At 62.4% G+C, this 26,452-nt stretch carries 24 protein-coding genes and 1 pseudogene; 20 read left to right on the top strand and 5 right to left on the bottom strand.

All coding sequences use genetic code 11. The annotated features are described in order from the left end of the window. Positions 1–4: 4 nt before the first annotated feature. The 6 genes from WN982_RS34865 to WN982_RS34840 all read left to right on the top strand — a co-directional run bounded on the left by WN982_RS34865 (position 5) and on the right by WN982_RS34840 (position 6,632). On the top strand, positions 5–1,237 hold the full coding sequence (locus WN982_RS34865) for an FAD-dependent oxidoreductase (RefSeq protein WP_341316551.1): 1,233 nt from the start codon (positions 5–7) through the stop codon (positions 1,235–1,237). 268 nt (positions 1,238–1,505) lie between these two features. Further along, positions 1,506–2,396: a LysR substrate-binding domain-containing protein gene (locus WN982_RS34860; RefSeq protein WP_341316550.1), complete on the top strand. Its 891-nt coding sequence runs from the start codon at positions 1,506–1,508 to the stop codon at positions 2,394–2,396. Positions 2,397–2,585: 189 nt separating this feature from the next. Next, on the top strand, positions 2,586–3,335 hold the full coding sequence (locus WN982_RS34855) for a glucose 1-dehydrogenase (protein WP_341316549.1): 750 nt from the start codon (positions 2,586–2,588) through the stop codon (positions 3,333–3,335). 80 nt (positions 3,336–3,415) lie between these two features. Then, a complete protein-coding gene (locus WN982_RS34850) occupies positions 3,416–4,744 on the top strand; it encodes an MFS transporter (protein WP_341316548.1) in 1,329 nt (442 codons plus the stop codon). Positions 4,745–4,788: 44 nt separating this feature from the next. Beyond that, the gene (locus WN982_RS34845; RefSeq protein ID WP_341316547.1) at positions 4,789–5,631 is read left to right on the top strand and encodes a transketolase; all 843 of its coding nucleotides are present in this window, start codon (positions 4,789–4,791) and stop codon (positions 5,629–5,631) included. Continuing rightward, positions 5,628–6,632, top strand: a complete 1,005-nt coding sequence (locus WN982_RS34840) for a transketolase family protein (RefSeq protein WP_341316546.1) — start codon at positions 5,628–5,630, stop codon at positions 6,630–6,632. Before WN982_RS34845 ends, WN982_RS34840 begins: the two co-directional genes overlap by 4 nt. 991 nt (positions 6,633–7,623) lie before the next feature. On the opposite strand, the pseudogene WN982_RS34835 reads toward WN982_RS34840, so the two are convergent. Continuing rightward, positions 7,624–8,544, bottom strand: a pseudogene (locus WN982_RS34835) (Nramp family divalent metal transporter); the annotation flags it as partial. Positions 8,545–8,877: 333 nt separating this feature from the next. On the opposite strand from WN982_RS34835, the gene WN982_RS34830 reads away from it, so the two are divergent. The 5 genes from WN982_RS34830 (at position 8,878) to WN982_RS34810 (ending at position 13,774) form a co-directional block, all read left to right on the top strand. Beyond that, positions 8,878–9,366, top strand: a complete 489-nt coding sequence (locus tag WN982_RS34830) for a TetR/AcrR family transcriptional regulator (RefSeq protein WP_341316545.1) — start codon at positions 8,878–8,880, stop codon at positions 9,364–9,366. 68 nt (positions 9,367–9,434) lie between these two features. Beyond that, complete coding sequence (locus tag WN982_RS34825; protein ID WP_341316544.1) at positions 9,435–10,574, top strand: ABC transporter permease; 1,140 nt, start codon at positions 9,435–9,437, stop codon at positions 10,572–10,574. A gap of 4 nt (positions 10,575–10,578) precedes the next feature. Then, positions 10,579–11,322 carry an ABC transporter ATP-binding protein gene (locus WN982_RS34820; protein ID WP_341316543.1) on the top strand — a complete coding sequence of 248 codons (744 nt, stop codon included), beginning with the start codon at positions 10,579–10,581 and terminating at the stop codon, positions 11,320–11,322. A gap of 19 nt (positions 11,323–11,341) precedes the next feature. Further along, a complete protein-coding gene (locus WN982_RS34815; RefSeq protein ID WP_341316542.1) occupies positions 11,342–12,346 on the top strand; it encodes an HlyD family efflux transporter periplasmic adaptor subunit in 1,005 nt (334 codons plus the stop codon). A gap of 75 nt (positions 12,347–12,421) precedes the next feature. Continuing rightward, positions 12,422–13,774, top strand: a complete 1,353-nt coding sequence (locus WN982_RS34810; protein ID WP_341316541.1) for a TolC family protein — start codon at positions 12,422–12,424, stop codon at positions 13,772–13,774. Between the two features lie 407 nt (positions 13,775–14,181). Here the strand turns inward: WN982_RS34810 and WN982_RS34805 are convergent, their stop codons facing one another. Further along, positions 14,182–16,152 carry a transglycosylase SLT domain-containing protein gene (locus tag WN982_RS34805; protein ID WP_341316540.1) on the bottom strand — a complete coding sequence of 657 codons (1,971 nt, stop codon included), beginning with the start codon at positions 16,150–16,152 and terminating at the stop codon, positions 14,182–14,184. A gap of 209 nt (positions 16,153–16,361) precedes the next feature. Between WN982_RS34805 and WN982_RS34800 the strand changes: the two genes are divergently transcribed. Beyond that, positions 16,362–17,141 carry a diguanylate cyclase gene (locus WN982_RS34800; RefSeq protein WP_341316539.1) on the top strand — a complete coding sequence of 260 codons (780 nt, stop codon included), beginning with the start codon at positions 16,362–16,364 and terminating at the stop codon, positions 17,139–17,141. Between the two features lie 40 nt (positions 17,142–17,181). Here the strand turns inward: WN982_RS34800 and WN982_RS34795 are convergent, their stop codons facing one another. After that, positions 17,182–17,592 carry a hypothetical protein gene (locus WN982_RS34795; RefSeq protein WP_341316538.1) on the bottom strand — a complete coding sequence of 137 codons (411 nt, stop codon included), beginning with the start codon at positions 17,590–17,592 and terminating at the stop codon, positions 17,182–17,184. A gap of 724 nt (positions 17,593–18,316) precedes the next feature. On the opposite strand from WN982_RS34795, the gene WN982_RS34790 reads away from it, so the two are divergent. The 4 genes from WN982_RS34790 (at position 18,317) to WN982_RS34775 (ending at position 20,218) form a co-directional block, all read left to right on the top strand. Further along, positions 18,317–18,547 (top strand): hypothetical protein, encoded by a 231-nt coding sequence (locus WN982_RS34790; protein WP_341316537.1) that lies wholly within the window; start codon positions 18,317–18,319, stop codon positions 18,545–18,547. 24 nt (positions 18,548–18,571) lie between these two features. Further along, positions 18,572–19,030, top strand: a complete 459-nt coding sequence (locus WN982_RS34785; RefSeq protein ID WP_341319518.1) for a MaoC family dehydratase — start codon at positions 18,572–18,574, stop codon at positions 19,028–19,030. Between the two features lie 34 nt (positions 19,031–19,064). Next, positions 19,065–19,217 carry a hypothetical protein gene (locus WN982_RS34780; protein WP_341316536.1) on the top strand — a complete coding sequence of 51 codons (153 nt, stop codon included), beginning with the start codon at positions 19,065–19,067 and terminating at the stop codon, positions 19,215–19,217. A 110-nt stretch (positions 19,218–19,327) separates the two neighbouring features. Beyond that, positions 19,328–20,218 carry an NAD(P)-dependent oxidoreductase gene (locus WN982_RS34775; protein WP_341316535.1) on the top strand — a complete coding sequence of 297 codons (891 nt, stop codon included), beginning with the start codon at positions 19,328–19,330 and terminating at the stop codon, positions 20,216–20,218. Between the two features lie 166 nt (positions 20,219–20,384). On the opposite strand, the gene WN982_RS34770 is transcribed toward WN982_RS34775, so the two are convergent. Next, positions 20,385–20,978, bottom strand: a complete 594-nt coding sequence (locus WN982_RS34770; RefSeq protein WP_341316534.1) for a TetR/AcrR family transcriptional regulator — start codon at positions 20,976–20,978, stop codon at positions 20,385–20,387. A 101-nt stretch (positions 20,979–21,079) separates the two neighbouring features. Here WN982_RS34770 and WN982_RS34765 point away from each other — a divergent pair, with 101 nt between their 5' ends. The 4 genes from WN982_RS34765 to WN982_RS34750 all read left to right on the top strand — a co-directional run bounded on the left by WN982_RS34765 (position 21,080) and on the right by WN982_RS34750 (position 25,095). Next, a complete protein-coding gene (locus WN982_RS34765; protein ID WP_341316533.1) occupies positions 21,080–22,051 on the top strand; it encodes a zinc-binding alcohol dehydrogenase family protein in 972 nt (323 codons plus the stop codon). A 136-nt stretch (positions 22,052–22,187) separates the two neighbouring features. After that, on the top strand, positions 22,188–23,045 hold the full coding sequence (locus WN982_RS34760; protein ID WP_341316532.1) for an MBL fold metallo-hydrolase: 858 nt from the start codon (positions 22,188–22,190) through the stop codon (positions 23,043–23,045). A 165-nt stretch (positions 23,046–23,210) separates the two neighbouring features. Further along, a complete protein-coding gene (locus WN982_RS34755; RefSeq protein ID WP_341316531.1) occupies positions 23,211–23,942 on the top strand; it encodes an SDR family oxidoreductase in 732 nt (243 codons plus the stop codon). Positions 23,943–24,126: 184 nt separating this feature from the next. Continuing rightward, on the top strand, positions 24,127–25,095 hold the full coding sequence (locus tag WN982_RS34750) for a zinc-dependent alcohol dehydrogenase family protein (protein ID WP_341316530.1): 969 nt from the start codon (positions 24,127–24,129) through the stop codon (positions 25,093–25,095). Positions 25,096–25,647: 552 nt separating this feature from the next. On the opposite strand, the gene WN982_RS34745 is transcribed toward WN982_RS34750, so the two are convergent. Then, positions 25,648–26,367 carry a 3-oxoacyl-ACP reductase family protein gene (locus WN982_RS34745; RefSeq protein ID WP_341316529.1) on the bottom strand — a complete coding sequence of 240 codons (720 nt, stop codon included), beginning with the start codon at positions 26,365–26,367 and terminating at the stop codon, positions 25,648–25,650. Positions 26,368–26,452: the final 85 nt, after the last annotated feature.

The following is a 26,452-nucleotide window of genomic DNA, read 5'->3' as shown; positions in this document are numbered from 1 at the left end:
CGCGATGACAACTGTTCGTGTCATGGCGATCGTCGGCGCGGGTCACGTCGGTGGCCGCGCTGCCCAGACGCTGCGCGAATCCGGCTGGCGGGGCGTCATCGCGCTCATCGGCGCCGAGCCACACTTGCCGTACGAGCGGCCGCCCCTGTCGAAGGGATTGCTGACGGGCGAGCGGGAGCCGGCGCAATGTCAGCTACGAACACGCGACGCATGGCAGCAGGACAACGTCGAACACATCGTCGCTACGGTGAAAGCAATCGCGCCGGATACCCGCGAAATTCAGCTTGTGGATGGCAGGACCATTCCCTACGAGGCGTTGCTGCTTGCCACGGGAGGTCACGTCCGACGTCTCGCGATCCCGGGTGCCGGTCTCGATGGTGTATCGACCCTGCGCACACTCGACGATGCGGCAGCGATCGAACCAAGGCTGGTGCCTGATGCTCGCGTGGTGATAATTGGCGGTGGATTTATCGGCCTCGAGGTCGCGGCTTCGGCGCGTCAGCGTGGCTGCCATGTTTGCGTGCTCGAAGGCGCGCCGCGTTTGCTTGGACGTGCAGTGCCTGCAACCATTGCCGCGCGGGTGCACGCATTGCATGAGAGCAAGGGCGTCGAGGTTCGCGTCAACACGGCACCGACGACGATCGAGCATACCCCGGAAGGAGCGTTGGCTGTTTCGCTCGCAAATGGCGACGTGTTGATAGCAGACACAGTCATCATCGGTATCGGCATTGATCCGGCGGACGAGTTGGCGCGAGAGGCCGGACTTAAGGTGCAACGCGGTGTAGTCGTCAATGCTGAGCTCGAGACGTCGGCGCCTGGGATCTACGCGGCGGGTGACGTCGCCATCTTTCCTAGCCGCCTCTCAGGTCAACTGATCCGGCAAGAAACATGGCACAACGCGGAGACGCAAGCGCGTATTGCAGCTCGCAACATGTTGGGCGCCCGGGAAAAGTATCAGGACCTTCCGTGGTTCTGGTCCGACCAATACGATCATCAACTACAGGTGGCTGGCGAGCCGGTGCTTGGAGAGCAATGCGTGACCAGGGCACTTCCCGGTGCGGCGGAGATTCACTTCAATCTGGATGCTAACGGTCGGCTCGTTGGAGCGAGTGGTTTCGGGCCCGTAAGCGGTTTTGTGAAAGAGATGAAACTCGCACGCATGCTGGTCGATCGAGGCGCAACACCGGCACCCGAAACGCTCTCCGATTTGAACTTCAAGTTGAAGTCACTTCTGTAAAGGAATGAGAGTACGCACCGATTCGTTTTGTGGCGCTTCGCCAACAGACACATGTCTGCCACTTCCCGACTACCGGAGGCGTTCGGTAGTCGGGCTCGCCCTCGCATTCGCACACCGTCTCGCGCCCCTGTGAGCTGATTGCGTATCGGCCGAACCCCGGCTTGCCTTTACCTCCCGGATACGCGACATTTCTGGAACCACCTCGCTGACAGTAGCGAAGCAGAACACCCTGATCCAGGACGGCTCGTAACTTCTGCACCCAGGAACAATGCGCATCCCTCCACTCAAAGCCATCGTCGCGTTCGAGAGTGTCGCCCGGACAAAGAGCGTCAATCGGGCGGCTGACGAATTAGGGTTAACGCCATCGGCGGTCAGCCACCAAATTGCCAACCTCGAATCCATGGTGGGAAGGTCCTTGTTCACGAGACTGGGGCGGGGCCTGGTGCTGACGCCGACGGGTCAGCAATATCTGGCCGATGTCACCGGATCGCTCGCCGATCTGAGCCGCGCGACGGAGCGCGCATCGAGCCAGTCGGGTGTCGAGATTCTTCGCATTCACTCGAGTCCCAGCTTTGGATTGATGTGGCTGCTGCCGCGGCTGGCTTTGTTCCAGGAAGCGAACGGCGACATTCAGTTGAATCTCGCGTGCTCGTATGAGGACGTGTCGTTCACCTCTGGCTACTACGACATCGACGTACGGCATGGCTACGCACATTGGACCGATGGCGAGATCAAAACGCTACGCAATGAGTTCATCGCGCCACTTGCGTCGGAGGAATACCTTGAAAGACATCCGGTGCGTACCCCCGAGGATCTGCTCGAGCGCCGCCTGATCTTCTCGGAGACGCCTCTCGTGCAGTGGAAGCAATGGTTCGGCAAGTTCGGCGTCCCGGTGTCGCGTAAGGCATTCGATTTCGCATTCGATCGCTCGTACATGTCGCTCGAGGCCGCGGCATTGGGACACGGCATCGCGCTCGAAAGCACGATGCTCGCATCGGTCCATCTCAAACGAGGTTCGCTCGTACCGGTCTTCGATCGCGCGTATGCGGTCGAGGTCGGCGCCCATCACCTCGTTTACCCTTCCCAGAACGCGGACTTGCCGCGCGTGGCCAAGTTTTTGGCTTGGGTCGAGCAAGAGATCAGCCGTGACGCCGTGTAGCGCCAGGCCTCGCCAGGCGGGACGCCGGCACCCTGCCTTATGCGAAAGGGCTGTTTTCTGATGCCTGTGACTCCACGGTGCGACGACACCTGAAAATTCTTCAGCAATAGTTGAGCCAGACTGCATTGATCGAGATGGTTGAAGCGCTGAAACTGCGTCTACCAACTAACGTAATCGATGGAGACAAACATGTTGCTCGACAGCAAAGTCGTAATCGTAACCGGTGCAGCCTCGCCGCGTGGCATTGGCAAGGCAACCGCAAAAGCGCTTGCCGCCCAAGGCGCGCGGGTGGTGATTCTGGATCTTCGCAAGGAGGACGCCGAGAGTGCCTCGCGTGACCTCGGCGAAGAACACCTCGGCCTCGCCTGCGATGTGACCGACAAGGCCGCATGCATGGCTGCCGCCAAGGCGGTCATCGAGAAGTACAGTCGTGTCGACGGATTGATCAACAACGCCGGTATCACCCAGCCGTTGAAGACGATGGACATCGGAGCCGACAACTTCGATGCGGTCATCGACGTGAACCTGCGCGGTACGCTCTACATGTCGCAAGCGGTCATTCCGCAAATGAGAGAGCAAAAGAGCGGCAGCATCGTCTGCATGTCATCCGTTTCCGCGCAACGCGGAGGCGGCATCTTCGGTGGTCCTCACTACAGCGCTGCAAAAGCGGGCGTACTCGGTCTCGCTCGTGCGATGGCGCGTGAACTCGGGGCGGACAACATCCGCGTCAACTCGATCACACCGGGCCTGATCCAGACCGATATCACCGGCGACAAGCTCACGACGGAGATGCGCGCCGACATCATCAAGGGCATTCCGCTCGGCCGGCTCGGCGATGCCGCCGACGTCGCGAACGCCTGCCTGTTCCTCTCGAGCGACCTGTCGGCCTACCTCACCGGCATCACGCTCGACGTCAACGGCGGCATGTTGATCCACTAAGCACGACATCTGTCGCGATTGCGGCGGATGGGTCAATGCACCCGGCGGTAAAACCCGGGGCGATATGGCAGGAGACAACCATGAAAACGAAGGCCACCGCGCCGTCAATGACGGGCGATGTTACATCGCTCGCCGATCCGGCGAGCTTCGAATCAAAAACGTATGCGAAAGTCGGACGACGCCTGATCCCGTTCCTGATGCTGTGCTATCTGGGCGCTTATCTCGATCGTGTCAACGTGGGCTTCGCGAAACTGCAGATGCTCAACGACCTGCGATTCAGCGAAACCGTGTATGGCTTCGGCGCCGGTATTTTCTTCCTCGGTTATTTCCTTTTCGAAGTACCGAGTAATCTCATGCTGCACAAAGTTGGCGCACGAAACTGGCTCGCTCGCATCATGCTGACGTGGGCTGTGATCTCGGCCTGCTTGGTCTTCGTCAAATCGCCCACAACGTTCTATGTTCTCCGCTTTCTATTGGGCGTGGCCGAGGCAGGGTTCGCGCCAGGCGTCATCCTGTATCTGACTTACTGGTTTCCGTCGGCGCGGCGCGCCAAGGCTCTCTCCCTTTTCTTCATGGCGATTCCGCTTGCCGGCATTGTGGGGGGGCCTCTGTCCGGTTACATCCTGCATGCGTTCCAGGGCGTACAGGGTCTCGCCGGCTGGAAGTGGCTATTCATCCTCGAAGCGCTGCCGTCCTTGCTCCTTGGCGTCGCCATCCTGCTCTATCTCGACAACGGTATCGCTGCCGCCAAATGGCTCACTGATCCGGAGAAGGCGCTCCTCGCACGCAACGTGGCGAACGACAACGCCCACAAGATCGCCCATGTGTCGATCAGGTCTTTCATCGGCGATCGTCGTCTGTGGTTGATGGCTGCCATCTACTTCTGCGTCGTGCTCGGTCAGTATGGGCTGACGTTCTGGCTGCCGACGATCATCCGCAAGTCCGGCGTGGCCGACCCGCTGTGGGTAGGTATCTTTACGGCCGTCCCGTACCTGTGCGCCATCATTGCGCTGCCGCTGGTGGGAGCAAGCGCTGACCGCCATCGCGAACGTCGCCTGCATCTTGCAATCCCCATGCTCGTATCGGCGGCAGGCTTTGCAACGCTGCCGATGCTGGGCGGAGTCGGGGCATCGCTGGTGTGTGTCAGCGTGGCCGCCGCCGGCATCCTTGCTTCGTCGTCGCAGTTCTGGTCACTGCCGACCGCACTCCTCGGGGGCATGTCCGCGGCAGCGGGTATCGCCGCAGTGAACTGTTTCGCCAATCTCGCTGGCTTCTTCTCGCCGGCCATCGTCGGCTGGTTGAACGACCTGACCGGTAAGTCGACGGCTGGGCTCATCTTTATCTCCGTCGCTATCGTCATCGGCGCTGGGCTTGTTTTCCTCGTGCCAGCCAAAACCGTCAATCGCTGACACCGTTCGCTGCAAAGACTCACTTTTTAAATCAAGGAGACATCATGAACAGTCCGTCATCAGATGGAGTGACGCTTGCCGAGCGCGCCTACCGGATCCGCAGAAACGCCTTGCTGATGGGCGAAGTGCAGGGCCAGGGTTATATCGGCCAGGCACTCGATATCGCCGATGTACTCGCGGTTGCCTACTTCGGCGCGATGCGCTACCAACCCGACAACCCCGACTGGGAAGGCCGCGACCGCTTCCTGCTGTCCAACGGCCACTACGCGATCGCGCTTTACGCCGCGCTTTTCGAAGCCGGCTTCCTGCCACCGGAAGAACTCGAAACCTACGGCAGCGACGACAGCCGGCTGCCGATGTCCGGCATGGCGAGCTACACGCCCGGCATGGAGATGTCCGGTGGCTCGCTCGGCCACGGTCTCACGATCGCGGTGGGCCACTGCCTGGGACTGAAGCGTAAGGGCTCAAACGCCTTCGTCTACACGCTCTTCTCCGACGGTGAACTCGATGAAGGCGCGATCTGGGAGGGCCTGATGTCGGCCGCTCACTGGAAGCTGGACAACCTGATCGCCATGGTCGACGTCAACAACCAGCAAGCCGACGGTCCCTCCTCGAAGATCATGGCGTTCGAGCCGCTCGTCGAGAAGCTCGAAGCATTTGGCTGGTTCACGCAGCGCGTGGACGGCAACGATATTGACGCAGTGAAGGCGGCCTTCGATGCTGCACGCAATCATCCGAAGGAGCAGCCACGGATTATCGTTTGCGATACCCGCATGGGCTGCGGCGTGCCGTTTCTCGAAGAACGGGAAAAGAACCATTTCATCCGCGTCGATGCCCATGAGTGGCAACTGGCGCTCGCAGCACTCGAAGCAGGGAGACAAGCATGAGCGACACCACTCTCACCCAGAAGCCGCGCCTGAAGACCTCGGCGATGATCGCTTCTATTGCCGGCGAAGGACAAGTCACGCGTTCCGCGCCGTTCGGCCATGCATTGGCCCAACTGGCCCGGGAGAAGAAGAACGTGATCGGCATGACCGCCGACCTCGGCAAGTACACCGACCTGCATATCTTCGGGAAGGAGTTTCCAGACCGCTACTATCAGATGGGCATGGCCGAGCAGTTGCTGATGGGGGCGGCCGCGGGCATGGCGCATGAAGGCGCCCAGCCGTTCGTCACGACGTATGCAGTGTTCGCGACCCGCCGTGCGTATGACTTCATGCACCAGGCCATCGCCGAGGACAACCTCGATGTGAAGATCATCTGCGCACTGCCTGGCCTGACGACCGGCTACGGCCCAAGCCATCAGGCGGCCGAGGATCTTGCCCTGATGCGCGCGATGCCGAACATGACAGTCATCGATCCGTGCGACGCGCTCGACACTGAGCAAATGGTGGCCGCGATTGCCGCGCATAACGGCCCGGTGTATGCGCGCCTGCTGCGTGGCAACGTTCCGGCCGTACTCGACGAATACGATTACCAGTTCGAGCTCGGCAAGGCCAAGCTGCTGCGCGACGGCGCCGAAGTTCTAATCATCTCGTCCGGCATCATGACCATGCGCTCGCTGGAGGTGGCGAAGTTACTGGAAGCGGACAACGTGGGAGTTGGCGTATTGCACGTGCCGACCATCAAGCCGCTCGACACCGAGACGATCTTGCGCGAAGCCAGGCGCACGGGTCGCATGGTCGTGGTCGCCGAGAATCACTCGGTGATCGGTGGGCTTGGCGAAGCGGTCGCGACCACGCTGCTCACGGCAGGCGTCACGCCGATGTATCGTCAAATCGCACTGCCCGATGAGTTTCTCGGTGCGGGCGCGCTGCCGACCTTGCACGATCGCTATGGCATCTCGACCAACGTCATGGCCGATACCATCAAGGGCTGGCTTGGATGAGCCCACGGTGTCATCCAGACGCAGCGGCACGGCGGACATAGCTCCGCCTGCGTGTGAAAGGAGTCGTCTGCTAGCTTGCGAGGGGGACGGTGCGTCAGTCCCGGCGACGCACCGCTACCGAACAAAGCAGAACGCTGACATTTGTTAAGCAAACCCTGCCCGACTGAAGAAGAGCTCTGACCGGCCGCTTGCCGCTTGTCTTCGGCCCCTCGGAATGAGCGAGTGACTGGCAGCAACGGGTCGTCAAGCGCCTGTCGCCTTGCCTGGAAACGGTTATTCATTTGCGCACGTGTTGCGCGCTTGCGTGCCACTTCATCTGCGTCGCGTGCTGAACTGATCCGCGCTGCAATGAGACCTCGTTTTATGGAAGGGCCGCTATGGCGACATGCTTGCGCAAGGCACCGTCGATCGAACGTCGGCGCGGCTGGGCGAGATGCTGGAGGTCCTACAAACGCGGGGCGAAGGCGTTGACTGTGCTCATGCAAGTGGCGGCAGCGTTCAAGGCGGAGCGCGGATATACACGCGGCATCCCGACATGAGCACGCTGCCTGGCGCGAGTACATGGCGGCTTCCCGCCACGCCCGCCGCCTTGCTCCCGTTACCGCATTTGCCCGACGCACCATTCGGCTCTGCACAGCTATGCTGTACGCGTGGATCGTTCAATACCGGCCCAACCGTTGTACGCGGCGATGACGGACGAATTCGTCACACCGCTCACGGGGCACCTGCAGATGCGACTCTTCGCGCCCGCACAGCAAGTATTGCTCTACGCGTCGGACGCCTTCAACACCGTGCAGCCTTGTCACGTGAATGCCTCGGCGCCCAACCTCCAGCGCCTTGCGCGGTTCGCGCAGGCAGCGTTCGCAGACGTGACAGTTGACCCGAGCGACATGCTGTTAGTGCCGGCCGGCTGGTACTGGTGTACATGGACACTGGAAAGCCACCTGTGGGTGAGCTGCTCGATGACAGCGGAAACCTTCGCCTGCTCACCTCACGCAGCGGGCAGCCCCGGTAACGAGACGCCGATGGTCTGCAACAGCAGGACCACGTTGAGCACGAGTATCACGGCGGTGCCGAGCACAGCTACGGCCGTCATGAGGCGGTTGTTCACGAACGGCCCCATGATGTCGCGCCGGCTGGTGAGGATCACGAGCGCGATCATCGGCATCGGCAGCGCGAAGCTCAACACCACCTGGCTATAGAGCAGCGCATCCGTTGCGTTGACGCCGAGCGCCACGACCACGAAGGCAGGCACCATCGTCACGAGGCGGCGCACCCAGACGGGGATGCGAAAGCCCGTGAAGCCCTGCATGATCATCTGCCCGGCCATCGTGCCGACCACCGAGCTCGACACGCCCGAAGCGAGCAGCGAGACGAGAAAGATACCCGCCGCGCCAACGCCGAAGAGCGGGGTAAGCGTATGAAACGCGGTCTCGATCTCGGCTACGTCCTGGTGCCCCGCGTGGAACGCGCCGGAGGCGATGATGACCATCGCCATGTTGACGAGGCCGGCAAGCGACAGCGCAATGATGACCTCGCCGTTGGAAAAACGTACCAGCTTGCGGCGGGCGGCATCGGTACGCGCCGGGGCGCGCTTTTGCGTGAGGCCCGAGTGCAGATAGATCGCGTGCGGCATCACGGTGGCGCCGAGTATGCCTACCGCGACGGCGAGCGCACCCGAATCGGACAGATGAGGTACGAGTGAGCCCTTCGCGGCAGAGCCGAAGTTGACGGGCACAATCAGCAGTTCGGCCACGTACGCGAGCGCGATCGCCCCGATGAGGCCGCCGATGATCAGTTCGAGCGGGCGGAATCCCTGCCGTTCGGCAGTGACGATGGCGTAGGTGACGATGCCCGTCACCACCATGCCGGCAAGAAGTGGCAGGTGAAGGAGCAGCGACAACCCGATTGCGCACGCCGTCGCGGTAGAGCACCCGGTTGCCCGCTACGGCTGGCACTTTTTCCCGGCGAGCAACGTCTTCACTTCGGTTCTTATTGGCGACCGATCGGGTTATCTCGCGCCGTCGCGGCACAAGCGGTGCCACGACCTGGTACAACCTGCCGGTGATTAAAATCGGTCGCTTGTAATATTTTTCTCTTGTCCTAGAATTGAAGCGACGCACAGCGGGGCATTGTCGTGAAGAACCGGCGCGAAATTCCGGAAGGCAAGAGCGAAAGGACGCGCCGCAAGATTATCAGCGCGGCCGCTGCGGCTTATCGCGAACACGGCATCAACGGCGTCGGCATGCGTGACATCATGCAGCGCGCTGGGCTGACGCAAGGCGGCTTCTATTTCCACTTTTCCGACAAGGACGCGCTGCTCGCAGAAGCCAGTCGCGACGGGTTCGAAACCATGACCCGGTGGCTCCTCGAGCATGTAGACGCCGCTGCGCCGGAAGAGCGGTTGCAGACGTTCATCGACGCGTACCTCAGCCCCTGGCATCGCGATCATCCCGAAGCGGGCTGCATGATGGCTGCGCTGGCAAGCGAGGTCGCACGTCGAGACCGGAAGACCCGTCAGGATTTCACCGCAAGTGCGACCCGGTTGATTGACCGGATTGCACCTTACCTGCCAGGCCAGAGCGCCAGTGAGCAATGGCAGAAAGCGGGCTTGATGCTCTCCGCGATGTCTGGAGTGCTAATGATGTCCCGCGTGCTCGTCAACCGGACCAGAAGCGACGCTTTGCTCGCGGCAGCCCGCAATTTTTTCTCCGCGAATTTTTCCCGGGACTGACCCATTCACCCGTAGCGGCCTTTGTTGATGCAGATTATGACATTTGTCATATTTTAGATTACGCCATCATGAAGTACGTCGCCGTGCAAATGCTGTTCGGAGATCGCGCGAAGCTATTCGGGCTCGTCTTTTCGCTCGCGTTCGCGTCGTTTCTGCTGATGAACCAGACCTCGATCTTTGCCGGCATCATGGCGCGCACCGGCAGCCAGATCCTGGATGTCGTCGACGCCCCGGTCTGGGTCATGGACCCGAAGACGCCGTACGCCGACGAGATTGCGCCGATGACCGACAACCAGCTGTTCCGGGTGCGCGGTGTCGACGCCGTCAGCTGGGCGGTGCCCCTGTACAAAGGCTCGGCCCGTGCCAAGGCGGCCGACGGTACGTTTCGGCAGTGCGTGCTGTTGGGCGTGGACGATGCGACGCTGACCGGGGCGGTGCGCAAAATCGTGCTCGGCTCGATAGAGGCGCTACGGCAGCCCGACACGATCGTGCTCGACAAGGCCGGTTATGGCTTCTTCTTTCCCGGGCAGCCGCTGCAGCTTGGTCGCACGCTCGAGATGAATGACCATCGCGTGATCATCGGCGCGATTTCCGATGCGGGCGCACCCTTTACCACCTTCCCTGTCATCTACGCGCGCTATAGCCTCGCGGTTCAGCTGATCGGGCGCGAGAGCCGATATCTGTCCGTCGTGTTGGCCGCACCGAAGCCGGGCGTCAGCCCCGAGCAGCTCGCCGAGCGCATCAGCCGGGCGACCGGCCTGAGAGCCGCGACACAAGACGGCTTCTTCTGGCAGACAATGCATTACTACCTGAGAAATACCGGCATACCTGTCAACTTCGGCATCACGATTGCCATTGCGCTCATCGTGGGCACGGTCGTCGCCGGCCAGACGTTTTACATTTTCACGATCGAAAACCTGCGCCAATTCGGAGCGCTCAAGGCGATCGGCGTGTCCAACCGGCGCCTGGTCGGGCTGATCGTCCTGCAGGCACTGATCGTGGCGGCCATCGGGTACGGGCTGGGCCTGGGGTTGTGTGCGGCGTTTTTCGAAGTGACCCTGCACCAGACCGCGACGCGCGGAATCATTCTGATGTGGCAGAGCGCGGTGGGCGTCGGTGTGGTCATCTTCGTGGTCGTCATCCTCGCGAGCCTGCTTAGCATCCGCAAGGTGCTGCTGCTCGAGCCTGCCATCGTGTTCCGGGCCTGAATCCATGAGTGCTACCGAATACGCGGTGCGTTGTCGCCAGCTCGAGAAGGTGTTTGGCGCTGGCGAGACGTCCGTGCGTGCGCTGCGCGGCGTCGACTGGGATGTACCGCTTGGCGAGATCAGCATGCTGGTTGGACAGAGCGGCTGCGGCAAGACCACGCTGCTGATGGTCCTCACGGGACTCCTTGACGCGACTGCCGGCACCGTGGAGATCCTCGGTGAAGCGTTGCATGCGCTGCGCGGGGCGCGGGCCAATTCGTTCAGGCTGCAAAACATCGGCTTCATATTTCAGCAGTACAACCTGCTGCCGGCGTTGACCGCCGCGGAGAACGCCGCGGTGCCGCTCTTCGCTGCAGGGGTGCCGCGCCGTGCCGCCACCGGGCGCGGCCGTGCATTGCTGGAGAAGCTTGGGCTCGGCGCGCGCGCCGACGCGATGCCGGTCGAGCTGTCGGGCGGTCAGTTGCAGCGTGTCGCCATCGCGCGGGCGCTGATCAACGAACCGCGCGTGATCGTGTGCGACGAGCCCACCGCGTCACTCGACGCCGAATCCGGCCGCGCCGTCATGGAGCTGCTGCACGGCGTGGCGATCTCACCCGACCGGGCCGTGGTGATCGTCACCCACGACAACCGTATTTTCGAGTTCGCACACTCGATCACCTACATGGAAGACGGTCGCATCGTACGCCGCGCTAACGGCAACGGGACCACCGGCGGCCGGCCGCCGGGGATTCCCGACTCCATGCAGTGAAGCCCGTCAGGAGCTCGCCATGTCCCTGCGCATACCCAGCCTGAAAATGATTCTTTCCAGTGTGGCGATCGCGTCGTTCGTCGTCGGCGGCATTCTCGTGGCAAAGAACATTCACGGAAAACAGCACGCCGCGCCACCGGCCGCGCCCCCGGCGAGCAGCTTCGCGCGCTCGATCGGCGCCGAGGGCCTGGTCGAACCGAAGTCTGAGGACATCGGCGTGGCGCCAGTCGTGCCCGGACAAGTGATCGCGGTACGAGTCAAGGCGCAACAGCATGTTCGCGCCGGAGACGTGCTGTGGGAGCAGGACAGCCGCGAGCTTGCCGCGCAAATCCCGGTGCGCGAGGCCGAGGTGACCAACGCGCGCGCCGCGGTGGCGGTCGGCGACGCGGCGCTGGCGGATGCACGCGTCCAGCTGACATTGATCGAAAGCGTCAGCGACCGCCGCGCGATCCGCGAGGAGGACCTGCAGCGCCGCCGAATCGCAGTGGATACCGCCAAAGCACTGCTCGCGGCAAGCCGCGCCACACTGGCGCGCGCCACAGCGGCGGTGGCCGAGACCCGCAGCGACCTCACGCGGCGGGTAGTGGTTGCGCCGATCGACGGTCAGATCCTCAAGGTCAACATTCGTCCTGGCGAATACGCGACAGTGCCAGCCCCATCTCCGCTCGTGGTGATGGGGGACACATCGGCCATGCACGTGCGAGTCGACGTGGCCGAAGAGGACGCGCCCCGTTTCGCGCCGGACCGGAGCGCTTATGCGTCGCCGCGTGGCGACGCCACCCGCCGCATCCCGCTGGAATTCGTCCGGGTCGAGCCGCGCCTGATACCGAAACGCAACCTGTCTGGCGATACCGCCGAACGGATTGACACGCGAGTGCTGCAGGTGATTTACCGCATCGCCGGCACCGAGATCGTCTACGACGGCGAACTGATGGACGTGTATATCGATGCGCCGGCGATGCCGATCCGTCCGACGGGTACCGGCACCTCCACGGCGTCCGCGGGGGACCGCGCCTTTAATTGACCAGGGGAGCGCGCCGTGATTTCGCCAAGGCTCGTAGCCGCTTTCGCGCTGCTTGCGCTCTGTGGTTGCGTCAGCATGCCGAAGAATGAATCCGTCGCTGCCGCAGCGTCGCGTTTGCCGTCCGCCTGGCGTGCGTCGAACGCCGGCGACGATACCGCCGCCCTCGCCCAGTGGTGGGACAACTTTGCGGACGCGCCGCTGCGCGCGCTCCTCGACAAGGCGCTGGCGCACAACTACGATCTGAAAGCCGCCATCGAGCGCACGCGCGAGGCGCGCGCGCAGAGCACCATCGCCCGCAGCAGCCTGTTCCCCGAACTGGACGTCGGCGCTAACGCGAGCCGACAACGATCGCACCTGCCCCCGCCCGTAGGGATCGCGTCCGATGTGGGTGTCGGCGTGAGTGGAACGTGGGTCGTCGACATCTTTGGCGGTAACCAGCTCGCCGCGCTCGCTGCGACCGCGCAGGCCGAAGCGACGGATGAGGCGCGGCGCGATTTCGAAGTCGCGCTGATGGCGAACGTCGCCACTGCCTATATGCAGTTGCGCGGATTGCAACGCCAGCGCGCAATCCTCGACGAAAACATCGCGGTGCGCGCAGACACACTACATTTGACGCAAGTGCGCTATCGGGCCGGATTGGCCACGGACCTCGACGTGGCCCGGGCGCAAACACAGCTGCAGCAGGCCCAGGCCGCAGTGCCTGGGGTGCAGCAGCAGATCGACGATCATCTGGGCACGCTGGCCGTGCTCAGCGGGGACACGCCGGAATCGATCGAGCGCACGCTGCTCGACGCGGCGGCGATCCCGCCGGTGTCGCCCTCGCTGCCGCGCAGCGCGCCGGGCGATGTGCTGGAACGACGTCCCGATCTGCGCGGGGCCGCGCGCCGCATCGACGCGGCCGCGGCCAATCTGGGCGCCGCGAAAACCGATCTGCTGCCCAAATTCACGCTGTCCTTCGGCGGATCGATCGATCGCCTCGCCTATCGCGGCATGCCGCCGGTAACGGACCACCTCTTCAATCTCGGGCTGGGGATATTTTGGCCGCTGTTCAACGCAGGGCGCATTCACGCGAACATCGCCGCACACGACGCAGCACTGCACGAGGCGGAATACGCGTTCGATCAGGCGCTGCTCAATGCTTTGCAGGACGTCGAATCAGCCTACACCGATGTGCGTGCACAACGGGAGCGCGGTGCGCGCCTGACGCTTGCTGTCGACTCGGCGCGGCGTTCGTCGACGCTCGCGCAGGCCTTGTACGAGGCAGGCGAGGCAGACTTTCTGTCCGTCCTCGACGCCCACACCCAACTGCTCGACACGCAGCGCGACCTGGTTCAGGCCCAGACCGACGCCGCACTGAGCGCCGTTTCGCTCTATCGCGCGCTCGGTGGCGGCTGGCAAGATCCGCCTGAACAGCCGGCGGGGCTATGAATGCCCGGATGACCGCTCGACACTCAGAAGCCGTCATTGAGTTCTAGTTGCGTCGAATGGCCGAAGTGGGTCGGCAAGGAGCATTCGATTTTCTCGATAGCGGCCATTCGCGACCGACAGATCTGACCGGTCGCGCATGACGGGATTGGCCGATCAGCGGGCGTATCGGGCGGCGCCGGTGAGGGCAGTAACGCGGGTCGGATGGGTCCGTTTTGACATAACACCCGCCGGCAAACTTGCACATGATGTCGGTAATATCGCAACGTCGCGGCTCGCGGAATTCACCTTCACTTTCTCGGTTCCCCGTTGATAGGCCATCCAGATATAGATGGATCGTGGTTCAGTGTCGCATATGTACCCGCGACCACCGCGCCCGTGCGGTCAGCGCAGCAGCGTTGGGCACGATGTCATCGGGGCTCGATATGGCCAAGCCGCTCCGTCAGCGATTGCGGGCGGCCATCAAACAGCGCCGCGTAGTAGACCGTGTTCGACAACACATTCTTGACGTAGTCGCGGGTTTCGTTGAACGGAATCGTCTCCGCGAAAATCGCGCCTTCCACCGGACGTGGCAGGTTGGCCTGCCATTTACGCGGGCGCCCAGGGCCGGCATTGTAGCCGGCGGTCGCGAGCACGGCAGAACGGTCAAGCTGATTGTAAATCATCGACAGATAATACGTGCCAAGCAGGATGTTCGTGTCGATGTCATTCATTCTCGCCTGCGAGATGGTACCGAGCCCGATCTTCCTCGCGACCATCTCCGCGGTGCTCGGCATCACCTGCATCAGGCCGCCTGCGCCAACGTCCGAGCGCGCATTGATGATGAAGCGCGACTCCTGGCGAATGAGGCCATACGCCCATTCGACAGCGAACCCGGTGGACTGCGCATCGCGCTCGACAATCGCGCGGAACGGCGCCAGGTAGCGCAGCGAAAAATCATGCTCGGTCTGCGTCCTGTCGGCGGTGCTCACAGCCCGGTCATAGAGCTCGATGCGGCGTGCGTACTCGGCGACTGCGAGCAGTTGCCGGTCGGTCATGCCGCGCAACTGCCAGTTCCACTCACGGTTGCCTTCCGTGCGCAGGTGCAGCGCATAAAAACGTTTTGCCAGCTCGAAGCCCGGTGTCTGGCCGGCCTTCTCAACTTCCTCGTCGGTCACTTTGGTCTGTGGCGGAATTACGATCTGCTGGCCGAGCGCTTCGGAGGCCAACTGGCCATAGAAGGTGTAGGTTCCCGCGATCTTTCCGAATTCCTGGTCGGCTGCCGCCACCTCGCCGCTCTGCTTCAAGGCGCGCGCGCACCAGTAGACCCATGCGGGTTGCGCGCGCAGCGCGGCCGGCATCTGCTCAATCGACTGGCGCACCATCGTCCAGTCTCCTGCCAGCAGCGCACTGCGCGTGCGCCACTCATAGGCCTGGCTCGACAGGGGAGCGTTCGCCGATAGCCGGTACCAGTCCACCGCGCCTGACAGCTGCCGGGTCGCCGCCTGATAGGCAATCGTGCCCCAGCCTATAGCGCGTTCCGCCAGGGTAAGCGACGGTGCGATCGCGGTGAAGATGGCCGGGGCCGCCGCCGGATCGCTGGCCGCCACCTGCGTGATGGCGAGCAGGGCGAGTTGATGGGACGCCGCATCCATCTGGACGCCTTTCGCGAGCAGCAGACGCGGCTGGTTCGTCGCCTGATCGAAGAGCAGCGGATCCGGGCGCGCCGCGCCCAGCGCATCGACTAGTCTGCCGCCCGTCGTCGTCGCGCCCTGTTCATAGGCTAGGCGAATCTGCTGCCAGACATCCTCCGAAGTGAACTGCTGGTTACGGTCGAGCGCGGTGATCAGATCGACGCAGCCGTCGCCGTACCACTTCGGCTCGACGAGCAGCGCGCGCGCCGCGTCGGCCACGTTCTCACCCCGCGCGGCGCGCGACTCGAGCGCATAGCACTTCACCTGCGTGTCGTCGTCCAGGACGAACTGTGAATATTGCGAATCGAAATCGTGCCAGTCGTGGCGCGCCCCCAGCACGCGCAGGTAGTCGTTGCGTAGACGGTCGGCAATCGCCTGTCCGTCGTAGCGTTGCAGAAACGACAGCACCGGTGCGTCCGGCGCGTCGAGATTCGCATGCCCCGCGCCGTTGAACAGACGCGGCTTGATCTGGAAATAGCTGAGATAAGCCGGCGCCGGATAATTCGGGATCAGGCTCGCCAGTTGCGCGGCACGCGCGGGATCGTTGTCGCGGGCGGCGTCATGCAACTTGATGAAAATCTGATCGTCGGCGGAAAACGAGGAAAACCGCGTGGGATGTCTGGCTAGCACCGTGCCAGATATAACGAATGTCGCGGCGGCAAGGGCAAAACCGACCGCGCGAGACACCCGGTGAAGTCGTGTGGACATCGCTGTTTTCTCGTTGTTTCGGTGCAGAAAATTGAGTCAAAGCTTAGGCCGCAATTCGTCGAAGCGAAGCTTCGAAAAACACTGGACTTGGCCGGCAATTCGGCCCTTTGCGAGCCGGATGCCTGGACCACCCCCGCACTTGCGTGTTCGCTCTTTCGTGGCGTAGGCGCGCGTTCAGCGAACACCCTGTTCTCGCCGGCGTCGCGGGAATGGCAGTCGCACTGGTCTTCGCCTTTCTCACGTTCGAAGCGATCCGTCAGGGCGTCACCAACGCCGTGATCACCGGGTTTGGCGTTACCGTCGTTGCGCTTGCTGGTGCCGCGGCGTGCCTCGCCTGGCTCGCCCATCGCGAAGAAATTGTTAGCCATCGTCGACTGCGTAGCCTTGCCACGACTGACGCGCAATGGCGCGCGGCACAACGAAAACGCGTCCCGCTGCCCGTCCTGTTCATAGACATCGACTCCTTCAAGCGCTTCAACGACACGCTGGGCCACGAGGTGGGCGGCGAGGTGCTGAGAACGGTTGCGAAAGGTATTTCCGCTGTCGTTGCGGGAGCGGGTGGATTTGTCGCGCGATACGGTGGCGACGAATTCGGTGTCGTGCTCGGCAACGTCTCGCCCGCGCGTGCGGAACGCCTGGCGTGGGCCATCCGGCGTGGGGTCGAGGACATGCGGATCCAGACGCATGGACTCGGACACGGCACCCTGACGGTCAGCGCCGGATGCGTCACATGCGAGCCACCCTGCGCTCTCCGCGCAGATGAACTAATGGAAGCCGCTGACGGGCAGCTGAACGCCGCGAAAGCGGCGGGACGCAATCGCGTCTGCAGCCTCACGCTGAACGGCGGCGCGCTGGCTATAGCGGAGGACGTCAGCCCAGGCTGGCGCCGGACGCAAATCGTTCGTCTTGACGTATCCCCGGGGCAGTTTGTTGGCTGTCTCGTCCATGGTGCCGGAGATCGCGAACGGTCATCGCGACCTGTACCGTAACAGGCAGTTGGAGGGCGCTGCGGCGAAGGGCCGCTCACGCCTATCGGGAGGGAGCAAAGCACTCGTTCAATGGCGGCACGCTTCCGGTAAACTGCCGGGTGAGGAACTTGGCCGTTCCTGTCGGCGCGCCGACCTTGACCGTCGAGCCCGTGCTGGTATTGGCGGTCTGGCTGTCGCAGTAGCGGAAATACGAATCGTCGCAAGGATAAGGCCCGGCGATCTGGAACCCGACGGGTGAGCCCGGGGTCTGGGTTATCGGGCACGCGCAGATGATGTCGGCGCTGCCGAGCGGCTTCTCGAAGCCAGGAAACGAGCTGCCGTTGCTGCTGGTGAAGCAGATGCCGCCGTCGCATTGCCCGTAGCCGCCGGTGGACCCTGCGGGGCAGGTATAGAGCGCGCGATGGCCGTTCGGCGCGACTATGGACTCCGGCAAACTGAACGTGCTCACCATGTACCCATTGTCGGCACCGTTGGCGTTTATCGAGCAGACGTCCTCGCCATCGATGCGCAGCGGCTAGCTGATGCTCTCCCCCTCCTTAACGTCGCATTTGCAGTACGCCACCTTGTTCAGCACCGTGCAGCTGGCGGTCGCGCAGAGCGCGTGCGTCTGCCCCTTACAGATCTGGAAGAATCCAGCGGGGGGCCCCGCCGGCGGGGATCATCCCAGGCGGAGGCGTGTCTACGGAAGGCGGGGGCGCGACCGCGTTCCCCCCACAGCCGGTCAACGCGTCGAGCACCCCCACCAGCAATATCGCCAGGACGAGAAAGTTCGCGAGCCGGGGCGCCATGATTCGCTCCTGCTATCTGAAGCGGTGGTGCGCAGAAGCATGCGCTGATTATCTGTCTCGCGTCGACCTGGGTACCCGCGCGCCAAAGCAGCCCCCCGGGGCCGCTTCGAGTCTGAACTCGGCCGACCGCATCCGGCAGGGTACGGCCAGCTTCAGTCATTCCGCGCTGGATCGCGAATGGCTGCTCACGGTCGTATGCGAGACTTCTTAGCATCCGCAATTGCGAAACGAAGACCGGATTGGACGAATATTTCCACAAGTGCAAATCGTAGCGGCGCTGGAAACTTCCAAGCTCGGCTGCATGCTCCTCCCGTTCCGATTTCTCGCTTGACAAAGTAACAGACCTGTCCGTACTATCAAAGGTAGTTACAGGTTAGTCACTTTGTGGTGAGCAGCGATGCGCGTGATAGGAGCAGAGACTTTCTCAGGCTGTCCCAAGACATCGTCAATGTCGAAGGTGGCGCCATCGTCGTTGGCCACCCGATCGGCGCAACAGAGGCCGCGCTCACCACCCGCCTCATCCGTTCGATGCGCCGTGATGGTTTCGAGCGGAGCATCGTCACCTTTTGCGTCAGCGGCGGGGAAGACATTGGGCTCGTGCTCGATACCATTGCATAAGGCTGGGACGGGATCATGAATCAGTTGAACGAGCACTATCTAGAAGATTTTGCAGTGGGGCAGACGTTCGGCTCAGGGCGGTTGCGCATCGACAAGGAGCGGGTCCTTGCCTTCGCTGCCGAGTTCGATCCACAGCCCTTTCACCTCGATGAGGCGGCGGCGCGCCGCTCGATTTTCGGTGGACTGGCCGCCAGCGGCTGGCACACCGCTGCCGTGACGATGCGGTTGATGACTGAGACCGAACTCAAGCCGGCTGGCGGCTTCGTCGGTGCTGGGCTCGACGAGTGTCGCTGGCCCCGGCCAGTGCGCCCCGGTGACGAGTTGCGCGTCGAGTGCGAGGTGATTGAGGTGCGACCGTCAAAGTCCCGTCCGGAGCAGGGCCTGATCAAGCTCCGAACGACTACGCTGAACCAGGACGACGAGGCCGTACTGGTGCATGTCGTGAACATGGTCGTGCCGCGCCGTCAACAACATTCGTGTTGACAACGCGAAGCGGGATTGCCGGAGAAGAATGCTCATGATGGAAATTGTGGACCCCGAAAGGACTTCGAGCGCGCTAGCTGCCTTCGTCGCGGGGGGCGCCGAAAGCGCGCTTGCCGCCATGCTATGTCAGCTCTTTGCCGCAGCAAGCGAGCAACGGGATGTCATCCAAGGCGAGGTCACGCAGTAAAAGTCGATCATAAACTGCCTTCATATCCGCATGCTCCGCATTCGAAACCAGCTCCTGGTATTCGCGGCAACATATCCGACCGTGTCGCCACAAGCGCCAACCGTCTTGGGATGGAGGTGAACATGGACATCGGTTTCATCGGCTTAGGTGTCATGGGACAACCCATGGCCCTCAATCTGGCCGGCGCGGGTACACAACTCATTGTCTGGAATCGCACCGCTGACAGGAGTGAGTCTTTGCGAGCGGCGGGCGCAACCGTCGCGACGAATCCTGCCGAGATATTCAAACGGACCCGCGTGGTATTCCTGATGCTGGTCGATGGCGACGCAGTCGACGCGGTTCTCGGCCGCGGCACGCCGCAGTTCAGCGCGAACGTTGCTCACCACACGATCGTCCACATGGGGACGACCTCGCCCGACTACTCGCGCGGACTCGAAGCCGACATTCGCAACGCCGGTGGCAGTTACGTGGAAGCACCCGTCTCGGGCTCGCGCAAGCCCGCCGAGGCGGGCCAGCTCGTGGCGATGCTGGCGGGCGAAGACGCGGCCGTCGAAAGCGTCCGCCCTCTGCTCGAGCCAATGTGCCATCAGACGATTGTGTGCGGCCCGGTTCCGAGGGGGCTTCTCATGAAGCTCGCGGTGAACCTGTTTCTGATGACGACGGTCACCGGCCTTGCGGAAGCGGCCCATTTTGCCGAGCGGCATGGTCTGGACATGCAGCAGTTCCGCGCCGTCGTGGACGCCGGTCAGATGGCGAGCGAGATCTCACGCGTGAAAATTCTCAAACTGGTGATGCGTGACTTCGATGTCCGGGGGTCGATCACCAATGCGCAGAAGGTCAATCGATTGATTGCGGAAGCGGCTAGGGAAGCCGGGGTCGCGTCACCGCTACTGGATGTCTGCTATGCGCTATTCGGTGAGAGGCTGGCGTTGGGGCACGGACAGTCCGACATCGCGGCCGTCGTCCACGCACTCGAGGCAAGAACCGATTCCGGCAAATGATCGCGTTCGTACTCCTCCCCTATTTGCCGTGACAGCGCCAGGCTGGGCGGCAGTGCTCCTTAGCCTGATACGCGATGAGGCAATCGACCTGCCTCGCGCACTCTCTTTCAACCTGGCGCTGCCAGCGCTCGGCACTTTCGCGTTGGTGAGGTGCTTCGCCGAACCACTAAGCCAACAACTTCATGACGGCATCGACAAGGTCGTCCTTCAGATCGGCCGATTCTGCCATTAGGCCGGTGACGTACGCGCCGTTGATGAGCAGCGCAATCTGAGACGCGGTACGGTTGGGATCACCGACGCCCAGCCTGGCAACGATCGTTGCGAGCCTCGCCCGCATTTCCTCCTTGTTGTCTCGGGCGATAACCCGGCCAGGATGGTTGTCGTCGGGAAACTCCGTCATCAGGTTAAGAAAGGGGCAGCCCCGAAAGGCAGGGTGCGCAATCCGCTTCGCGATTCCAGATAGCAGCGCGTCCAGCAAAGCGCGCGGGTCCTCAGCGTGCTTCTCTTCAACGTCATCCCACCACGCCCAGAACAACCGATCTTTCTCGGCGGCGAAAGCAGAGATCAAAGCGTCCTTGGAGTCGAATACGCGATAGAGGCTTGTCTTCGACACCCCGGATCGCTCGACGACCGTGTCGACGCCGATGGCACGGATGCCCTCGCGGTAGAACAGATCGCTTGCCGTCGCGAGGATACGCTCGCGCGCGCTCACTTCGCCCTTTGGCGGGGCTCCCCGCCGGGGTCGGGCTCCTGCCTTCATATCCGCAAACTCCTTGATTCGAATTTTTAGGTTGACAAAGTAACAGATCGGTACCTACTATGAAAGTTACGTACAGGTTTGTTACTTTACAGGATATACCAATGCGTGTGATCGAAGCGGAAACCTTTTCGGGCTATGACGGGTTGCGGCAGATCGAACTACCCAAGCCGCAACGGGCGAAGGACCGGGTGCTGGTTCGCGTGACTGCCGCCGGCGTCACGCCGCTCGAATACACGGTCCTGTCGGGTGGACATCCTCGAGCCAAGTCGCCGCTGGTGCTCGGCAACGAGGGTGTCGGTGTCATCGAGGACGCAGGCGATTCCGGACTCGCGGTGGGGAGCCGCGTGATGTTCACGGGACCCTACGGCGTTGGTGAGAATGGCACATGGCAGGAATGGCTGCTGGTGAGGCCGGAACATCTGGCGTTGGTGCCTGACGCGATCGGGGACGTTATCGCGGCCAGCATTCCGGTGGCCTGGCTGACGGCACAGGTCAGCCTCACCGACGCCGGGTTCAAGCCGGGCATGACGGTGCTGGCTCCGGGAATCGGCGGGTCGGTCGGCAACGCGACCTATCAGCTCGCACGGGCGCAGGGCGCCGGCAAGGTGATCTCTACGGCTGGCAGCGCGGCGAAAGCCGCGAGAGCGCGCGAACTTGGCTTCGAGGACGTGATTGACCTCACCGCGGAAGGTCTCGCCGACGGCGTTCGTCGGATAACGGCCGGCAAGGGCGTCGATATCGTCATCGAAAGCATCGGCAACACTGTGACGAGTGAGGCGTTGAGCAGCCTGGCTCCCGGCGGTGTCCTGATCACGTTGGGCTACTCCGCTGGCCGCAGAACCACGATCGATGTCACGGACCTGATCTGGAAGCGGGCGCGGATGGCTGGCTTCTCCCTGTTCGCCCAGTCACCGGCCACGATCGCCACTGCGTGGCAGGACATCATCCCGTTAATCGTAAGCGGATCAGTCAAGCCGATCGTCGAGAGCATCTACCCTCTTGCCGAAGCAGGCGAAGCCCTGCGTCACCTGATAGAGGATCGGCCGTTTGGCAAAGTCATTTTAACGATGTGACCGGCATGACAAGCGGATATTCACAGCTCCCACGCGCGCCTGTTCCTGTGGTGCGATCCCTGTGCCTTTGACGAAGCAGGTCAGGCGATGAGCGGACGAGGTTTCCTCGACGCGATGCAACCATGAGGAGGTCGTTATGTTGAATTGGCAGGTGGGCTCGGTGAAGATCACATGCGTGGTCGAGATGCTGTTTTCGTTGCCCCACGATCCGGAGGGCTTCTTCCTGCGGGACGCGACGCCGGAGGTGCTGAAGGCCAGCCCCTGGCTCTATCCGCACTTCGTCAACGAAGATGGTTCGCTCAACGTGTCGGTCCACGCCCTGTTAGTGGAGGCGCCGGGGCTGAGGCTGATGGTCGACACGTGCATCGGCAACGACAAGCCGCGTCATTTGATGGGCGGAAACCCGCTCGCGACGCCGTTCCTGCAACACCTGGCGGGTGCGGGCTGGAGCCGCGACAGTGTCGACGCCGTGATCTGCACTCACCTGCACCTAGACCACGTGGGCTGGAACACCATGTTGGTGGACGGCAAGTGGGTCCCAACCTTCCCCAAGGCACGTTACCTGATTGGCAAGCGCGAATTCGAGCATTGGAGCAACGAGGGCGACGAGGAGCAGCAGGCGATCATGGGAGACAGCGTACGGCCGATCTTCGACGCCGGCCTGGTCGAACTGGTGGAGATGGACCACCGCGTCTCGCCTGAGGTCCACCTGAGGCCAACACCTGGGCACACGCCGGGTCATGTCAGCGTGGTGATCGAATCGGAAGGGCAGAGCGCGGTGATCACCGGCGACATTGCCCACCATCCCTGCCAGATGGCGCACCCTGATTGGGCCACGAGCCTCGACAGCGACACCCAGGCCGCGACGGCCACCCGCGCGAAGATGTTCGCCGAATGGGCCGACCAGCCGATCCTGGTCATCGGCACCCACTATGCCGCGCCGACAGCTGGACATGTGAAGCGCGACGGGGCGGCGTTCCGGCTCGAGGTCTAGCCGCCGGACGACCAGGGAGATGATCGGCTGACTGACCGGCGTTGGTTGGTACGCGCAAACCACCCTCGAATGCAGCCGCGCATGGGCGCTCGGCTTTTTTTTGGCAGCTGACCGCCAGCCCGGAGGCGCTGCCAATCGCAATTAGCAATCAACGGAGTAGTCGCTATGGATAAGTTGCAGGGAAAGGTGGCCGTCATTACCGGCGGCTCGTCGGGGATCGGCTTCGCCGCCGCGAAGCTTTTCGTCGCCGAGGGCGCCTACGTCTTTATCACCGGCCGTCACCAGAAGGAGCTCGACGAAGCCGTGAGGGCCATCCGAGACAATGTGACCGGCATCCAGGGAGACGTCGCCAATCTGGATGATCTTGATCGTCTCTATGAGAACGTCAACGCGACAGGGCGAAGAATCGACATCGTCTTCGCCAACGCTGGCATCGCTGAGTTCGCCGCCTTGGGCAACATCACTGAAGCGCATTTCGACAAACTGTTCAATACCAACGTGAAGGGAGTGCTCTTCACCGTCCAGAAGGCTCTGCCGCTCTTGAATGACGGCGGTTCGATCATTCTCACGGGCTCCGTCGCGAGCGCCAAAGGGACACCCGCCTTCTGGGTATACGGCGCGACCAAAGCGGCCATCCGCAATTTCGTGCGAGGATGGACCGTGGAGCTGAAGGACCGTCGCATCCGTTCAAATGTCCTTAGCCCGGGCCCAATCGATACCCCGATCGTTGATCAGCAGCCTCCAGACGCTATAGCGAGAATCTTGTCGACCATCCCGATGGGACGCATGGGGGAAGCCGACGAAGTTGCCAAAGCGGCCCTGTTTCTCGCTTCGGATGACTCCAGTTTCGTCACGGGTATCGAGCTCTTCGTGGACGGCGGTAGAGCGCAGATCTGATCGTCGCTTGATTCGCTCCGAAGGACGCCGCTGCCTTGTTCGCTGAAGATGGGGTTGTCGAGCTTCCGAATCTGACGGGGCCCCGGCATGCAGCGGCAATACACGACATTCCGCAATCCGATGCCCCATAAGGCATGCCCGGGCGCCGTGTCTACTCAGGCGTCCATCGAAGAGGAGTTTCATCATGAAAGGTATTGTGCTCACCGCATATGGCGAACCTGCGACGGGACTTGAATTCCGTGAGTTGCCCGAGCCCGCCAGTCCGGGCGCGGGCCAGGTGATGGTCGGTGTCGAGTATGCCCCGATCAACTTCAGCGACACTCTCGTCGCGCGGGGCTTGTATCCGCTGCATCCCGAGTTGCCATCTGTTATCGGCAACGAGGGTGCGGGGCGCGTGCTGGAGGTTGGTGCCGGAGTTGGCAACGTCAGGGTCGGCGATCGCGTGACTCTCCCAATGGGCAGCTTTACCTGGCGCGAGCGGATGGTCGTCAACGCGGAAGGCCTGGTTGCGCTTCCTGCCGATGCCGACCCTCATCAGTTGGCGATGCTTACTATCAATCCGCCCACCGCGCATTTGCTGCTCGAGACATACGTGCACCTTCAGTCGGACGACTGGATTGCAATCAACGCGGCCAACTCGGCCATAGCGCACTGGATAGTCGGCTTCGCCAGGCAAAAAGGTGTCAAGACTCTCGGACTGGTGCGCCGCGCCGAGGCTATGAATGCCGCGCGAGAAGCGGGATGCGAGCTGGTCTTGTTGGACGATGATGACGCGCCGACGAAGATGACAGAGGCGCTGGGCGGAAAGCGCGTGCGGCTTGCGCTGGATGCTATCAGCGGAGAGGCTGCTGGCCGTCTGGCCACGCTGCTGGGCCCGCGTGGCACCCTCGTGTCGTACGCTGCTCCGAGCTTTGCGGCCATAGCAGTTAGCCCTTTCGAGGTCATCTTCAATGACCTGACCATTCGTGGCTTTTCTTTAGGCAATCCGGACTTTGCCGGACAAATTCCTGGCGCCATCATGCAGGCGTCAAAAATGGTGGCCGCAGGCGAAGTTGCAATTCCAGTGGCAGCGACCTATCGGCTTGAGGAAATCGGCGCCGCAATCTCCCATCAGGAGCGAGGCGGAAAAGTTCTTCTGAAAGTCGGAGACTAGGTGCAGGATACCAGGTCCTGGCCGGCCTGGAACAAGGGAACTCGTCACCATTTCTTTTCTATGCAAATGAAGATTGGCCACTACTCCTCTGAACAGAGGTAACGGCCCAGGCTCGAAGATCCGCTCCGACCGAGGATTTGTCGATAGACTCAAAGGAATGAATGACCCTTGTACCTCGAAGCTGCCGCTGACGTGGCACCGGCCCCAACGGCGGTCGTGGGGTCAACAGGAGCCCGTGGCGTCCGGCAGAGGCCGGCCCAACAGGAGCCATTCGACTGCGCCGCTTCGATCGTCGACAATCGGGCGACGACAAATCCATTGGAGGGGCAAGCGCGCAATCCCGCACACCAAATTGATATTCCTGGGCGTTGGCCAATCATATCTCGCGATTAGCGAGCCAGACACTGGCCGCGCCTGCGAACCGCGTGGGGCGGCCAGGTGACTGTGCAAAGTCGTTAATGGAGAGTCGACCCCGTTAACTCATCGACTCCCCGTCGCGCCCGCACGGACGTCGCCCTTCTTCAAATCCGTAGGCCGAACATGTGCCCAGGCTCAGGCATTCATCCCACCATCCACCGTAAGATTCGCGCCGGTAATGTAAGAGGCCTCCGGGCCGGCGACGAAAGCTACCATTGCGGCGATCTCCTCAACGCGCCCATAGCGACCGAGTACTGTGGCCGCCTTCTGCGGCACCGCCCAATCGCCTGAGGCGGGATTCAGGTCTGTATCGATCGGACCCGGCTGGACGTTGTTAACCGTGATGCCCCGGCCTCCCAACTCTCGAGACAGCGCCTGGGTGAACATCCTGACGGCTGCCTTCGTGGCCGCGTAGGGCACCAGCCCGGGCGCAATGGCACGCTCGCCCACCGCCGAACCGATCATGATGATGCGGCCACCATCATCCAGGTGCTTCAGCGCAGCCTTGGTCGTAGCGAACACGCCGCGGATGTTGATGTCGATCACTCGATCCATCTCCTCCAGTGTCGTGTCTTCGAACGGTTTCGGAATGGCCGTGCCGGCATTGTTCACCAGCACATCCAGCCGGCCGAAGGTCGCAAAAGTTTTCTCGACCGCAGCCTCGACAGCTTTGACGTCAGTAGCGTCCGCCTGGATCGCGATAGCCTTTCCGCCATTGAGTTCAATCTCTTTGACTACGGCCGAAGCCGCGCTGGCGTCCTTCGCATATGTAAAGGCCACCCGCGCTCCATCCGCGGCGAGACGCTTCGCGATTGCCGCACCGATGCCGCGTGAACCGCCGGTAACAAGTGCCACTTTTTGAGCTAACTTAGACATGTGGTTTCCTAAGGTTTCCGTGAGCGGTTCACCGCGTCACTAATCCAGTTAATGATTGACTGTT

Origin of the sequence: Paraburkholderia sp. IMGN_8 (assembly GCF_038050405.1) — a bacterium.
Lineage (GTDB): Bacteria > Pseudomonadota > Gammaproteobacteria > Burkholderiales > Burkholderiaceae > Paraburkholderia.
The sequence above is the reverse complement of the archived record's forward strand: the minus strand, read 5'-3'. Positions and strand labels throughout refer to the sequence as shown.

Excerpts from the sequence above, each read along its gene's own strand:
- WN982_RS34780 (WP_341316536.1), top strand. The coding sequence starts at position 19,065 with ATGATGGAAATTGTGGACCCCGAAAGGACTTCGAGCGCGCTAGCTGCC.
- WN982_RS34770 (WP_341316534.1), bottom strand. The coding sequence starts at position 20,978 with ATGAAGGCAGGAGCCCGACCCCGGCGGGGAGCCCCGCCAAAGGGCGAA.
- WN982_RS34840 (WP_341316546.1), top strand. The coding sequence starts at position 5,628 with ATGAGCGACACCACTCTCACCCAGAAGCCGCGCCTGAAGACCTCGGCG.
- WN982_RS34805 (WP_341316540.1), bottom strand. The coding sequence starts at position 16,152 with ATGTCCACACGACTTCACCGGGTGTCTCGCGCGGTCGGTTTTGCCCTT.
- WN982_RS34820 (WP_341316543.1), top strand. The coding sequence starts at position 10,579 with ATGAGTGCTACCGAATACGCGGTGCGTTGTCGCCAGCTCGAGAAGGTG.
- WN982_RS34755 (WP_341316531.1), top strand. The coding sequence starts at position 23,211 with ATGGATAAGTTGCAGGGAAAGGTGGCCGTCATTACCGGCGGCTCGTCG.
- WN982_RS34760 (WP_341316532.1), top strand. The coding sequence starts at position 22,188 with ATGTTGAATTGGCAGGTGGGCTCGGTGAAGATCACATGCGTGGTCGAG.
- WN982_RS34795 (WP_341316538.1), bottom strand. The coding sequence starts at position 17,592 with ATGGTGAGCACGTTCAGTTTGCCGGAGTCCATAGTCGCGCCGAACGGC.
- WN982_RS34765 (WP_341316533.1), top strand. The coding sequence starts at position 21,080 with ATGCGTGTGATCGAAGCGGAAACCTTTTCGGGCTATGACGGGTTGCGG.
- WN982_RS34845 (WP_341316547.1), top strand. The coding sequence starts at position 4,789 with ATGAACAGTCCGTCATCAGATGGAGTGACGCTTGCCGAGCGCGCCTAC.
- WN982_RS34850 (WP_341316548.1), top strand. The coding sequence starts at position 3,416 with ATGAAAACGAAGGCCACCGCGCCGTCAATGACGGGCGATGTTACATCG.
- WN982_RS34860 (WP_341316550.1), top strand. The coding sequence starts at position 1,506 with ATGCGCATCCCTCCACTCAAAGCCATCGTCGCGTTCGAGAGTGTCGCC.
- WN982_RS34830 (WP_341316545.1), top strand. The coding sequence starts at position 8,878 with ATGCGTGACATCATGCAGCGCGCTGGGCTGACGCAAGGCGGCTTCTAT.
- WN982_RS34810 (WP_341316541.1), top strand. The coding sequence starts at position 12,422 with ATGCCGAAGAATGAATCCGTCGCTGCCGCAGCGTCGCGTTTGCCGTCC.
- WN982_RS34825 (WP_341316544.1), top strand. The coding sequence starts at position 9,435 with ATGAAGTACGTCGCCGTGCAAATGCTGTTCGGAGATCGCGCGAAGCTA.
- WN982_RS34750 (WP_341316530.1), top strand. The coding sequence starts at position 24,127 with ATGAAAGGTATTGTGCTCACCGCATATGGCGAACCTGCGACGGGACTT.
- WN982_RS34815 (WP_341316542.1), top strand. The coding sequence starts at position 11,342 with ATGTCCCTGCGCATACCCAGCCTGAAAATGATTCTTTCCAGTGTGGCG.
- WN982_RS34865 (WP_341316551.1), top strand. The coding sequence starts at position 5 with ATGACAACTGTTCGTGTCATGGCGATCGTCGGCGCGGGTCACGTCGGT.
- WN982_RS34775 (WP_341316535.1), top strand. The coding sequence starts at position 19,328 with ATGGAGGTGAACATGGACATCGGTTTCATCGGCTTAGGTGTCATGGGA.
- WN982_RS34855 (WP_341316549.1), top strand. The coding sequence starts at position 2,586 with ATGTTGCTCGACAGCAAAGTCGTAATCGTAACCGGTGCAGCCTCGCCG.
- WN982_RS34800 (WP_341316539.1), top strand. The coding sequence starts at position 16,362 with ATGGCAGTCGCACTGGTCTTCGCCTTTCTCACGTTCGAAGCGATCCGT.